The following is a 12382-nucleotide window of genomic DNA, read 5'->3' on the forward strand; positions in this document are numbered from 1 at the left end:
GGTCAGTACTAGAACAAGTACTGTAGACCGCCACCGATAGCGAATACGTCAGTATCACCGCGTACAGCCACCATATTATCGTCATTATCATTATCGTTATCAATAATTGCGAAATTATCTAAATCCGCAGAGTTCTGACCGATATAGGCATGAGCAAGCATGTTGTCTTTAAAGCTGTATGTGCCGCCTAGTACGAGTTGGTCTGTGTCGTTGCCATTCACGCCACCTAAGTTTTCTACAGTGTCATACTGAAGATAAACAGAAGCTGGGCGAGCAAAGTTCGTCAGACCCATCTTAGCAGTAAGAACTAATGCGTCTTCTTCATCACCGCCATCAAAGTCAGCTTGTTGATACAAAGCACCTACCGTTACAGGGTAAGCCACATAATTACTTAGATCGACACTAGCAGTACCACGGATGATATCACCATCGATAGACATATCTGACTCATAAGCAACACCAGCTGTGAAGCCTGCGCCTGGATCAAACATCAATGAGGCAGCATAACCTTCATCGCCACTGTCGTTTTCATCAGCGCCGTAATGTAGTGCAAGTGCTAATGGTAGACCATTATAAGTAGGAGCAATCCATACTGCTGAGTTGTTGACACGACCACCATCAGTAAGGCTCAAAGCACCACTGTAGCTACCATCGTCATTTAGGCTGCTAGCACCAATGTTGTCCCAGTACCCTTTGTTAACGGTTACGTTATTGACGTAATCGATAACGGAGTAGTTGCGACCAAAACGAAATTCACCGTATTGTTTGTTCGCCAGACCGAGGTAAGTATCACGGCTTTTAAAAGCGATGTTGTCACTGCCAGTATCATCAATGTTAATGCCATACTCTAACTGATAAACAACATCAGTATTAGCAGTCATCGCTTCAGAACCTTTGAAGCCGAGTTTTGAGGTATTTGAGTTAATTTGTACGGTACTGCTGTCTTCATTGCCACGAAAATCAGGGTTATCTAAGTCAATTGATTGACCATCAACTTCGACGTCAACATAGTCAGCAGTAAGAAATGCTGTGCCGTATAGTTGTGGTGCGGCATTGGCAGCAGAAACAGAGAGAGCAGCGATTGCTGTAGCTAGAAGTAACTTTTTCACGGGATATCTCCAATTTACAATTTTAATGATGAGCGCGCTATTATTAGCTGATGCTCATAATGGTATCGTCACAAATCCCCAAAGATATAATGTGTAACTGGCTACCGGGATTAGTCAGAAAAAAGTGTGATAAGGTATTGTTACTTTAAAAAACCTAAACTAACACGACGGGGATTGGAAATTGAACACTCGTGTAAATCTATCTTAGGTAATTTATTGCGTAACATTCGTTACCAAACTCATACTTCGGCTATAAGCATAACAACTTTGACATAATTTGCAACATCTTTTTGACTTATTTGTTTTTGCTATATATCAAAAATTCCTTATAGACTATGGTGTGCATGGCCTACAAATGCTGAAATAAAATTTGCGCTATAACATGGTACTTCTAATCTTGCTTGACGATAGTATCTGTACTTGATTTATCAGTGAAGCTAAAGCTTTAGCATATAAAAAAACGCCGCTTGTCATAAGACAAGTGGCGCTAGTTTACAAAGTTGTCTAAAAATTTCTATCAAATTAGCCATTAGCTTTTAGATCAAGACGCGCTTGATGCAACAATGGCTCAGTATAGCCACTAGGCTGCTCGCGACCTTTGAATACCAGATCACATGCCGCTTTGAATGCATAAGAGTTGTCGAAATCACTTGCCATAGGCTGATAGTCACTATCATCAGCATTTTGCTCATCAACGACTTTTGCCATACGCTTCATCGTCTCCATAACCTGCTCTTCGCTCACCACATTGTGATGGAGCCAGTTGGCGATGTGCTGGCTTGAGATACGCAAGGTTGCACGATCCTCCATGAGACCTACATCATTGATATCGGGTACTTTTGAGCAGCCGACGCCTTGGTTTACCCAGCGTACCACGTAGCCCAAAATGCCCTGAGCATTGTTATCAAGCTCGTTTTGTATCGCTTCATCGCTCCAATCAGTGTTGGCGGCGAGTGGAATAGTCAAGATGTCATCTAAGCTGGCACGCTCACGTGATTTTAGCTCGTCTTGCACGTCCGCGACATTCACTTGATGATAGTGCATAGCGTGCAAGGTTGCACCTGTTGGTGATGGTACCCAAGCCGTGCTAGCTCCCGATTTTGGATGAGCCGCCTTGGTCTCCATCATCTCTCTCATTTCATCAGGTTTTGCCCACATACCTTTACCGATTTGAGCATGACCTTGCAAGCCAACTTCAAGGCCGATATCGACGTTCCACTGCTCGTAGGCGGGCTGCCATGCTTGCGACTTCATATCGCCTTTAGGGACGAACGCGCCTGCATTCATACTGGTATGCATCTCATCGCCCGTGCGATCCAAGAAACCGGTATTGATAAAGATAACGCGCTCTTTGGCCTCTCGAATGGCTTCTTTTAGATTGACCGTCATGCGGCGCTCTTCATCCATAATGCCAATTTTGAGTGTATGGCGCTCAAGACCCAATAAATCCTCTGAGGCATTGAACAAGTCGTTGGCCATCTTGACTTCATCAGGGCCGTGCATCTTCGGTTTGACGATGTACATCGAACCCTTGCGTGAGTTTGATAGCTCACTTTTACCTTTTAGATCATTTAAAGACAATAGGGGCGTAATCAAGCCATCCATGAGACCCTCAAAGATCTCCTCTTGACCATTACCCAGATCAACTAAAATAGCTGGATTCTGCATCAGATGACCGACGTTACGAATGAGCAGTAACGAGCGACCTGGCAAAATCAGTTTGCCGCCATCTATCGTCGTGTATTCGCGATCTGGATTTTGTTTACGAGTGCGTGTCTTGCCACCTTTCTCAAAGGTCTCTTGCAAATCGCCATTCATCAGGCCTAACCAGTTACGATAGACTTCGACTTTTTCTTCGGCGTCTACGGCAGCGATTGAATCTTCACAATCTTGGATAGCGGTAATCGCTGACTCTAGTAGAACGTCTTTAATATTGGCAGGATCATCTTTGCCTACTGGATGAGCGGCGTCAATCTGAATCTCTGCATGTAAATTGTTATTCTTAAGCAAGATACCTGTTGGACTATCAGCATCACCGATAAACCCGACAAATTTAGCGGAATCTTGTAGTTGAGTGCTGCTCTCGCTTTGAGCGATCTCAAGCGTACCGTCAACGACTCTAAAGCCAGTCACATCTGTATAAGAGCCTGATGCTAATGCAAAACTCTCATCTAAGAAGTTTTTGGCGTAGGCGACAACCGCAGCACCGCGAGTCGGATTGTAGCCGCCAGTCGCTTCTTGACCGTTGTCATCACTAATGACGTCAGTACCGTATAGAGCATCGTACAAGCTGCCCCAGCGCGCGTTAGTCGCGTTTAGTGCATAGCGCGCGTTACGTACGGGTACGACCAACTGCGGTCCTGCAATATGTGCAATCTCATCATCGACGTTTTGAGTGCTGACTTTGAAGTTTTCACTTTCTGGTAAAAGGTATCCAATCTCTTGCAAGAATTGCTTGTAAGCTGCAGTATCGATCTTGCCGCTTTTGGTAGGATTATCTAGATGCCACTGATCGATCTTCTTTTGCATCTTTTCACGAGTAGCCAGTAGCGCTTTGTTACGTGGAGTGAATTCTTTGATAACCTTCTCAAACCCTGACCAATAGCTGTCTGAGTCAACACCAACTTTGGGTAGGACTTCATTTTCGATAAAGTCATACAGCTTTTGGTCAATAGCAAGAATTCCTTTTTGGATACGATTGGTTTGAGAATGCTGACTCATACAGATGTCCTTTTATTTTGGTAATCATTATAAATGTTAAGTGATTGATTAAACGCTTATATAAACAGTCGTCTTTGATTCCCTATAGTAGGGTGCTTAGCGATTAACAGTAAGGGATTTAGATATATATTTGATAGTAAGATATCTTGCCTACAAAGCAAAATATTATCCTACTATCAAATAAAGAAATAAACAAGGATATGCTATTTCTTGGCTAAATGTTGGTACTGTATCATAGTGATACCCTATATCTTATCAGGCTTTGACAGCCGTAATGTCATATGCCTATCAAACGACTAGGCAGTAAAGTTAAACTGTAAGCATTCATTTCAATGCAATTTGACTTTAAAATCTGCCTAATAACGGTGCACTTGATACAATTAGTGATAAAGAATGAAGTATTACCATAGGGAGAGCCTTAACACTATGAACACAGAGCAAACAGATAAAATAAAAATCAGCGATAAGCTACAAACCCAAAACTTTTTAAAGAGCAGAGATGATGATATTAACAAACAACTGAATGCTACTTCTAGTATAGACCTGACTGCTGTTTATGAGTTCTTAGGCATGCGCACTTCGCAAGCTTGGATCAGTGCGGCAACAAATAATCTACCACTAATTATTCAAGATCATGCCAATTGCGAAAAAAAGGCCGCAGGTACGGCAATGAACCTCATCTTTCGCTATGAGTTTGCGTATGATCTACAGTGCAAATTGGCTCAGTTGATACGTGAAGAGATGCTACATTACGAGCAAGTATTGAATATTATGAAAGAGCGTGGACAAGATTGGATGCATTTAGGTGCGGGGCGTTATGCCAAAGGCATGCTAACGCATAAACGTACCTTTGAGCCTGCGGCTATGATAGATGTCCTTATCATCGGCGCTTTTATCGAAGCGCGTTCTTGTGAGCGTTTTGCGGCGCTGAGTGAGGTTATAGACGATCCGCGCTTGGCTAAGTACTATCGTTATCTACTCAAGTCTGAGAGCCGTCATTTCGAGGATTATTTAGCACTGGCGCAGTCGCTATCTGACGAGTGTATCGATGAGCGCGTTGCCTTTTTTAAGGTCGTAGAGAGCGACCTGATATCCACTCCGGATAAAGAGTTACGTTTTCATAGCGGCATACCTATATAAGTCTTTTATCTTTATACCCAAAAAAGCAGTCACTGACTGTCAGTCACTGCTTTTTTAGTTTTACTCAAAGTGATTGATATTAGTACTCATGCTAGCACTATAATTAGGCTACTAGTCTCACTTTTTGGACTCAGTAACGCTGCTATCATACTGTCCATTATCTTTAGCTATATTGTGCGGATCATGGTCATCAGTCGCGCGTTCAGCGGCGGCTGGATTGACTTTTTGCAAAGCGTCATCTGGCACGATACCTTTATTGTTATTGGCATCTTTTAGCTTGTAGTCAATATTATCATCTTGCGTGTTTTTTGGTGTACTCATAGCCTACTCCTAATAAAATCGATTGTTAGACCTTTTTTCGATAGTACTTGTGAACCGCTGCGATTAGTCTTCTTCATCAGGTGTCAAAGTACGGGTTTGTGCGTTGTTGACAGTAGCATATCGATTATTATCAGTGATTTCACGACTTTGGGGTGCTTCACTTCCAACGGTCTCTTCATTGATATTGTCATCAAAAGCCGTACTACCTTGCTGATCACGGCGATCAGGCTGACGCGCTGGGTTATCACCATCATTGACATGTTTACTATCTACAACATCATTATTAAAGGTCTGAGTACCTTTATTCACTCTAGTATTGTCTTCGATTTCGTCGTGGTTGTTTGATGCCAAATTATGCGCATCATCATTTACGATAGTAGCGCCGCCTTCTCTCTCGGTATTGTCTATACGGGTCTTGCTTAAAGCTGGATCGTTAGTATTCATTGTTATATCCCTTGTTATTATTAAATATACTTACCTAAGATCTAAATATTATTATTTTGACTCAAGTCGTGAGCATTTAGATCTGCAATTTTTTTGCCACCTGCTGGTAGATTCTCTTCTTTGCGAGGATCTGAGTAGACCTCATCTGTTTCTTGAGAGGCTTGTTCTGGACCGTCTATCTTAGGATCGTGCTTGCGTCCTTCATAGCTGTCTTTTGGGTTGATAGCTTTTGGGTGAGTAGTGCTTCCCGCTACAGGATCGCTGACAGGAACTCTTTCTTCGTTGTTAGGATGTTCATTATTCGTTGGAGCAGTCATAGCATTTTCCTTGTATGAGCACCGCTAGTATAAGTACTGTTTACATAGATATTAGTAATACTAGTATTAGTTACATAAGTATCAGATTATATGTTCATCGTAGATAGCTCAGCATTGAGTGCCCAAGACGTCTACATGATATTAGAGATTTTGAGTGCTAACTTTATCAACCGTTATTACTGATCAGTGCGTGCAGACTCATCAATAAATGGGGCTTGATTGTCCTCTAAATTTTTTGCTTGGTTATCTGATGGTTGATCATCGAGATTCTTTTTTATTTGATCAGCGTCAGCATTCTGTGCAGCATCTGTTACATCCGAGGTTGTCTTATCGTTTTTCATGATGTGGCTCCAAGATTGTTATGATTGTCGTTTAGTATTAGTAAAATATTAGGCTTTGGTATAATCCTAAATAGAGCTAGGCTAAATCACAGTTAAGTATAAGTAGCTTGAGTATTATCATACCAGTACGCTGCGGTATTAAAATGTGAATAAATGTGATGCGACCAACGAGTTTGTAACTTTCAGGAACATTATAGTACGTACCTGTTTTGTCACACGGGCGCGCCCACACCATTAATAATCTTTAGTAGATGGTCTTGAGCGATATGTAATGGCTCGTCGTCTGTACGTTTGACTTTTTGCCACTGCCCTGTGCCGTTAAGCGTCCAAGCTTGTACGTTATCTTGTAAATAGTTTTGCAAACCATCTATATATATTTGCTTGAACAACTTTTTGTCTTCAATTGGAAAGGCTACCTCAACACGGTTAAACAAGTTGCGATCCATCCAATCGGCACTAGCACAGTACAGACGCTTTTTGCCGTCATTATAAAAGTAATATACGCGCGTGTGCTCCAAAAAACGCCCGATGACAGAGCGTACTGTAATGTTCTCAGACAGACCTTTGACTTGCGGACGCAAACAGCACATAGAGCGCAAAATCAGCTCAATCTTGACCCCAGCTTGAGAGGCGTCGTAGAGCTTGTCTATCAGGCGACGCTCAGTTAAAGCATTTACCTTGATAATAATGTGCGCCCGCTTGCCCGCTTGTACATGAGCAATCTCGGCATCGATAAAATCCATGAGCTTGTCATGTAGCGTAAATGGCGCATGCAAAAGCTTTTTGAGAGTGGCAGGTTTACCCATGCCAGTCAGCTCTTGGAAGATTTTGTGCACATCCTCTGATATATCAGGATCGGCGCTAAATAGACCATAGTCGGTATAGACCTTGGCGTTTGCCGCGTGATAATTGCCCGTTCCTAGATGAATATAGCGGCGAATTTTGTCGTCTTCACGGCGGACGATGAGCATGAGCTTGGCATGGGTCTTGTAGCCAACGATGCCATAGACGACGACCGCGCCTGCCTCTTGTAAGAAGTTGGCGACGGCGATGTTGGAGGCTTCATCAAAGCGCGCACGCAGTTCAATGACCGCAGTGACCTCTTTGCCATTGCGGGCCGCTGCTGCTAGCGCTTTGACGATTTCTGAATTGGTACCTGAGCGGTAGAGGGTTTGCTTGATGGCTAATACTTTGGGGTCACTAGCGGCTTGCCATAGCAGATTGACAATAGGCGCGAACGAATGAAAAGGATGGTGCACTAGTACGTCGCCTTTACGCATAGCGGCGAACATACTGGTAGCTTTGTCGAGTTTATCGACCTCGCGGCGAAACGGCTTGGGCATAATGTGGGTAAAGGGCTGATAACGCAGCTTTGGAATATTAAAATCAAACAGCAAGCGCGTTAAGTTCACAGGACCATTGACGCGGTAGAGCTGATTGTCATGAAGCTCAAACTCATTGAGTAAATAATCACTAATCGGCGTTGGGCAATCGGTTGTGACCTCTAAACGCACTTTGTCCCCAAAACGGCGGTTTTCAAGCTCGCCCTCTAATGCCTTTGCAATATCATCGACATCGTCTGCCAAATCCAAATCAGCGTTACGCGTCAGCCTAAACTGGTGACAACCGGTGACATTCATCCCCGGAAACAGCTCGCCGACGTGCTCATGAATAATCGCTGAGAGCATGACATGATGCTCCTTGCCACCTGTGAGCTCATCAGGCAGACGAATCACTCGCGGTAAGCTACGCGGCGCAGGGACAATAGCCAAATTAATATCGCGACCAAAAGCGTCTTTGCCTTCTAAGGTGGCAATAAAGTTTAGGCTTTTATTGACCAGGCGCGGGAACGGGTGCGCCGGATCAATGCTAATCGGCGTGAGTACGGGCGAGACTTGCTCGGTAAAGTAGCGCTTCATCCATGCTGATTGCTCGCTATTTAGCTCATCGCGTTTGAGGTAGCGGATGTCCTCAAGGGCAAGAGCGGGCAAGATGTCTTCGTTTAGTATGCGGTACTGCTCATCGATAGCATCGTGCGCAACTGCGGATATCTCACCCAGCACCTCGCTTGGGCGCATACCGTAAGGGCTATTGACCACGTTGCCTAGATTGAGCTTTTGCATGATACCTGCGACGCGAATCTCAAAGAACTCGTCCATGTTCGATGAAAATATAATTAAAAAGAACAAACGCTCAAGCAGTGGATGACGCGGATCGGCCGCTTGCGCGAGCACTCGTAAGTGAAACTGTAATAGGGACAAATCGCGATTGATGTAACTACTTGGTGAATAGCTACCATCTTCGGAGCGCTGCCAAGCTACTTCAGTTAAAGCCATCTTGGTCTGAGCGCTATCTGAGATAAGCTTATCATCGTGGTTAGTATCAAATGCTATGTGATGCGTTGCGTCAGCAGTGCTCATGGTGTCGTCCTCTATTGTTACCCTTAGTTATTACTCATCGTTAGGCAGCTTGCGGCAGAGCTGCATTTTTCATCCGTTTTTTGATAATGCGCTGCTTATTACGCAGGCGTTTGTCGCCTTTATTGTCCTGATAGTATTTGGGATTGGTCAGCATACCGATAAGCAGCGCCGACTCGTCGCGGTTGAGGTTGTCAGCAGATTTATCGAAATAATATTGCGCCGCTTCCTCTATACCGTAGATACCATTACCGAACTCAGCGACATTGAGATAAGCCGCCAAAATTCGCCGCTTGTCCCAGATGGTTTCTATCATAACGGTAATGATCGCCTCCTCGCCTTTACGAATGTAGGAGCGATGCGATGTCAAAAATAGATTTTTGGCAAGCTGCTGGGTGATCGTTGAGCCGCCTGCGGACGCTTTGCCAGAGGCTTCATTTTTCTTCATGGCGACTTCGATACCTTCGAGATCAAAGCCATTGTGCTGCGTGAACTTTGAGTCTTCGCTGACAATAGCCGCTTGTTTGGCCGATTTGGCGATGTTGTCATACTCCACCCAAGTCTGCGTGACCTCGCCACCTGTCAGGCGATGCGTGAGCATGAACATGCTGTTATTAATGGGCTGGGTTTTCCATATCAGTAGCAAACCTGCGACCAATACATGAAAAGCAACCACTAACAGCACAAAAGCCAATAGCATTTTTTTGATAACGTTGCCAAAACTTGTCATGCTCTAATATCCAAATAATTAAAAGTATTGAAAGTAATAAAAAAAGAGGCGCTAATCAAAACTAGCAAGCTATCTTACCTAATTGGGCAATCGCTGTCATTATTGCTGCGATTTCTTTATCATATAGTAATAGAATAGTGGCATTAAGCTATGGCTTTGAGGCTTCAAAGCTTAGTATTAAATAGTTAAAGTAAGAGTGTGTATATGAATACAGACATAGTGGGTTTTGAGCCTAGCAAACATGAACCTGGTGGCATAGAACCGTCAGTAGCAGAACTTCGCACCTCTATTATGACAGTGCTACCCCACTTATATAAAAATAATAGCGAGGCTTGGTGGTTGTTGGGTACGTCTCACTGTCATCTATGTGAAGACGCCAAAGTACTGATGATACGCTTTTTGGCGGTGCAGCCTATCGACTACTCTGATGTTGATATTGCCGACTTCGATGACACATTAATGATGCAATTTGCGACCACTATTCCTGTGCTATTGACACCTACGCGGCGTCTCAACTATCCGTTTTCGGTCATGGATTTGCAGCAATTACTATCTTAGTAATCATGAGCGAGAACCCTATGAGAGATTTGAATAAGATTACTGAGAGTGAAGATACGATGATCGGACGCGCGTTTTTGTACGGGCTTGGCGCTTATGGTGAAGATGGCGTACGCCGCGCTTTGGCGCTTATTTACAAGGAATGTGATGTGAGTATGGCGTTTTGTGGTCATACTCACATCACCCAAGTGACTGATGATATCTTGGTCAAAGGTACTTATGAGCACCTAAAATCTGGACGCCCTTATCTTGCACCGATGCGCTGGTAGCTTTTTTGATTTGATGATTGGCTTATCTTGCACTGTTTATCATGACCTTTTAACTGATACCTATTTATGACCATACAGCAATTACTAAAGACTGCGCCTATTAGCACCTTATTATTAGTCGGTTTTATCGGACTATTTATCGTACAAGTGCTCACAGGCGTTGACGCTAACAACCCCTCGACCGAAGCACTGCTCTATTGGGGTGCTAATGCTTTGCCGCTTACAATGGTAGATGACCCGTGGCGACTGGTTAGTAGTGCATTTTTGCATATTGGTTTGATGCATTTATTATTTAATGGTTTTGCCATGTATTTTTTTGGGCAAGTGGCAGAGCCGATGTTTGGTTCCGCGAAGTTTTTAGCGCTATTTTTGCTCGCCGCTATCGGCGGCAATCTGCTCAATAGTCAGGTAACATGGCAAGGCATCTTGGATGGCTCAGCGCAGCCGGGGTTATCCGCTGGCGCATCTGGCGGCATTATGGGTATTGGCGCAGCACTATTGATAGCGGCGCTGTTTAAGATATCTGTCAATGGCATGGTGCTTAATCTAAAGAGTCTGATACTGATTATGGGTATTAATCTGGTTTACGGCTTTGCGGTACCAGGTATTGATAACGCTGGGCATATTGGCGGTGCAATTACTGGAGGGATTATTGCCCTTGGCTTTGCATTTGCGTATCGTCAACGTCTAGCCGCTCAACGACAAGCTATTGCTGAGTACAAAAACCATTTGGCAACAACCACTCCTCAAGTTATCGATCACAGTCATCAACCGCTTAACGATATTTTTAGTGATAATGGTAGCCAAATCCCTGTAAACTTAGAGCATGATTCTAGTAACAACCCTAGCCATAGTTACTCTGTGAATACGACGACTCACCCTGATAACTTAGCCAAAGTTGCTGCCAAACCTCTTTCGCCTAAGCCTATAAAAACTGGTATTATTTGGCAACTACTGCCTTGGCTTACGATGTTCATTATCATGATTGGTTTTGTATGGTGGTGGCAAGATATACACAATCAAATATTGCAAGTACTCGCGGCGAATGAATAAGTGCTCTACATCCACATTATCAATTAAAGCGTCACCTTACTTTCTTTTACCTGCTCATGAGATCCGACTATGTCAAATCAATCCGCTCCTATTCGTAACCGTTTTTTATTGACTGCCCTAGCCGCTGCTACTTTATTTAGCATTGGCAGCCCTGCTAACGCGGCCCTATTCAAAAATCTACCCGCTGATCAAGATGCTGAGCTTAGCGTCGGTATCAATGTGTTGTACGCCAATAGTGCCTATGACTTGGATGATGAGCAGGTGCGTGTCTTGCCAGGCGTGTTCTACGACAACAATAAATACTATGCACGCGGCGCTCAAGTTGGTGCTTACATCGTCAATGATGGCACCAATCAGCTGGCCGCTTATGCCCAATTGGCAGGCAGCGAGTTCGATCCTGATGATGCCAATGGCGCACTCCAAGGTCTAGATAAACGTAAGTCATCAGCCGCTGCAGGTCTTAGCTACTTACGCCGTACGCCTGTTGGCGGCTTTCGTATTCAGGCTGCCACTGATGTCTTAGACCGTAGCGGCGGTACTACTGCCCGCCTCACATATCTGGCGCGCATCACTAAAAACAAGCTGACTGTTTATCCAAGCATTGGTTTTGAGTATAACGATGATGACTACAATGAGTACTATTACGGCGTTAGTGATGAAGAATCTGCGGACACCGGTGTTGACGCTTACAAGTCCAATTCAAGCTTAAATCCGTATGTTAACGTTAGTGCCAATTACGACTTCAATGATCGCTTTGCAGGGTTCTTTAATCAAAGCTTGAGCTATCTACCAAACGAGCAGTACGATAGCCCAATGGTTGACTCGCGTACTGATGCTACGACAACTCTTGGCTTACTTTATAAGTTTTAGGGTTTCGAAGTTTAAAAGGTGGGGTTTAGTATTTGACGTAGGCTGGGCTTTTAGCCCAGTTTTCTGATCGTACAAAATTTAATAGCTACTAC

12 protein-coding genes and 1 pseudogene are annotated in these 12382 nt (G+C 44.0%); 5 read left to right on the plus strand and 8 right to left on the minus strand.

What is annotated here, in order from left to right; translation table 11 throughout:
- Nucleotides 1-8: 8 nt before the first annotated feature.
- Together ACR64G_RS08840 and ACR64G_RS08845 are read right to left on the minus strand one after the other, a co-directional pair.
- Nucleotides 9-1109: a porin gene (locus ACR64G_RS08840; protein WP_435978935.1), complete on the minus strand. Its 1101-nt coding sequence runs from the start codon at nt 1107-1109 to the stop codon at nt 9-11.
- Between the two features lie 522 nt (nt 1110-1631).
- Nucleotides 1632-3830 carry a malate synthase G gene (locus tag ACR64G_RS08845; RefSeq protein WP_435978936.1) on the minus strand — a complete coding sequence of 733 codons (2199 nt, stop codon included), beginning with the start codon at nt 3828-3830 and terminating at the stop codon, nt 1632-1634.
- Nucleotides 3831-4256: 426 nt separating this feature from the next.
- On the opposite strand from ACR64G_RS08845, the gene ACR64G_RS08850 reads away from it, so the two are divergent.
- A complete protein-coding gene (locus tag ACR64G_RS08850) occupies nt 4257-4970 on the plus strand; it encodes a tRNA-(ms[2]io[6]A)-hydroxylase (protein WP_435978937.1) in 714 nt (237 codons plus the stop codon).
- A gap of 117 nt (nt 4971-5087) precedes the next feature.
- On the opposite strand, the gene ACR64G_RS08855 is transcribed toward ACR64G_RS08850, so the two are convergent.
- The 6 genes from ACR64G_RS08855 to mtgA all read right to left on the minus strand — a co-directional run bounded on the left by ACR64G_RS08855 (nt 5088) and on the right by mtgA (nt 9540).
- Entirely contained in the window at nt 5088-5291 is a 204-nt protein-coding gene (locus ACR64G_RS08855) for a hypothetical protein (RefSeq protein WP_435978938.1), read from the minus strand.
- Nucleotides 5292-5354: 63 nt separating this feature from the next.
- Nucleotides 5355-5735, minus strand: a complete 381-nt coding sequence (locus tag ACR64G_RS08860; protein WP_435978939.1) for a hypothetical protein — start codon at nt 5733-5735, stop codon at nt 5355-5357.
- 41 nt (nt 5736-5776) lie between these two features.
- Complete coding sequence (locus ACR64G_RS08865) at nt 5777-6052, minus strand: hypothetical protein (RefSeq protein WP_435978940.1); 276 nt, start codon at nt 6050-6052, stop codon at nt 5777-5779.
- A 176-nt stretch (nt 6053-6228) separates the two neighbouring features.
- Complete coding sequence (locus tag ACR64G_RS08870) at nt 6229-6393, minus strand: hypothetical protein (RefSeq protein ID WP_435978941.1); 165 nt, start codon at nt 6391-6393, stop codon at nt 6229-6231.
- A 212-nt stretch (nt 6394-6605) separates the two neighbouring features.
- On the minus strand, nt 6606-8729 hold the full coding sequence (gene ppk1 / locus ACR64G_RS08875; RefSeq protein WP_435980694.1) for a polyphosphate kinase 1: 2124 nt from the start codon (nt 8727-8729) through the stop codon (nt 6606-6608).
- 124 nt (nt 8730-8853) lie between these two features.
- Entirely contained in the window at nt 8854-9540 is a 687-nt protein-coding gene (gene mtgA, locus ACR64G_RS08880; RefSeq protein ID WP_435978942.1) for a monofunctional biosynthetic peptidoglycan transglycosylase, read from the minus strand.
- Nucleotides 9541-9744: 204 nt separating this feature from the next.
- Here mtgA and ACR64G_RS08885 point away from each other — a divergent pair, with 204 nt between their 5' ends.
- The 4 genes and pseudogenes from ACR64G_RS08885 to ACR64G_RS08900 all read left to right on the plus strand — a co-directional run bounded on the left by ACR64G_RS08885 (nt 9745) and on the right by ACR64G_RS08900 (nt 12290).
- Nucleotides 9745-10098, plus strand: coding sequence for a glutaredoxin family protein (locus tag ACR64G_RS08885; RefSeq protein WP_435978943.1), 354 nt, complete (start codon nt 9745-9747; stop codon nt 10096-10098).
- 47 nt (nt 10099-10145) lie between these two features.
- Nucleotides 10146-10367: pseudogene (locus ACR64G_RS08890) on the plus strand (alpha-hydroxy-acid oxidizing protein); the annotation flags it as partial.
- Nucleotides 10368-10433: 66 nt separating this feature from the next.
- Complete coding sequence (locus ACR64G_RS08895) at nt 10434-11420, plus strand: rhomboid family intramembrane serine protease (protein ID WP_435978944.1); 987 nt, start codon at nt 10434-10436, stop codon at nt 11418-11420.
- Between the two features lie 69 nt (nt 11421-11489).
- Complete coding sequence (locus tag ACR64G_RS08900; RefSeq protein ID WP_435978945.1) at nt 11490-12290, plus strand: MipA/OmpV family protein; 801 nt, start codon at nt 11490-11492, stop codon at nt 12288-12290.
- The last annotated feature ends 92 nt before the right edge of the window (nt 12291-12382 follow it).

This window comes from Psychrobacter sp. DM4 (genome assembly GCF_051307035.1).
GTDB lineage: Bacteria > Pseudomonadota > Gammaproteobacteria > Pseudomonadales > Moraxellaceae > Psychrobacter.

Excerpts from the sequence above, each read along its gene's own strand:
- ACR64G_RS08885 (WP_435978943.1), top strand. The coding sequence starts at position 9,745 with ATGAATACAGACATAGTGGGTTTTGAGCCTAGCAAACATGAACCTGGT.
- ACR64G_RS08895 (WP_435978944.1), top strand. The coding sequence starts at position 10,434 with ATGACCATACAGCAATTACTAAAGACTGCGCCTATTAGCACCTTATTA.
- ppk1 (WP_435980694.1), bottom strand. The coding sequence starts at position 8,729 with ATGGCTTTAACTGAAGTAGCTTGGCAGCGCTCCGAAGATGGTAGCTAT.
- ACR64G_RS08845 (WP_435978936.1), bottom strand. The coding sequence starts at position 3,830 with ATGAGTCAGCATTCTCAAACCAATCGTATCCAAAAAGGAATTCTTGCT.
- ACR64G_RS08870 (WP_435978941.1), bottom strand. The coding sequence starts at position 6,393 with ATGAAAAACGATAAGACAACCTCGGATGTAACAGATGCTGCACAGAAT.
- mtgA (WP_435978942.1), bottom strand. The coding sequence starts at position 9,540 with ATGACAAGTTTTGGCAACGTTATCAAAAAAATGCTATTGGCTTTTGTG.
- ACR64G_RS08850 (WP_435978937.1), top strand. The coding sequence starts at position 4,257 with ATGAACACAGAGCAAACAGATAAAATAAAAATCAGCGATAAGCTACAA.
- ACR64G_RS08860 (WP_435978939.1), bottom strand. The coding sequence starts at position 5,735 with ATGAATACTAACGATCCAGCTTTAAGCAAGACCCGTATAGACAATACC.
- ACR64G_RS08865 (WP_435978940.1), bottom strand. The coding sequence starts at position 6,052 with ATGACTGCTCCAACGAATAATGAACATCCTAACAACGAAGAAAGAGTT.
- ACR64G_RS08900 (WP_435978945.1), top strand. The coding sequence starts at position 11,490 with ATGTCAAATCAATCCGCTCCTATTCGTAACCGTTTTTTATTGACTGCC.
- ACR64G_RS08855 (WP_435978938.1), bottom strand. The coding sequence starts at position 5,291 with ATGAGTACACCAAAAAACACGCAAGATGATAATATTGACTACAAGCTA.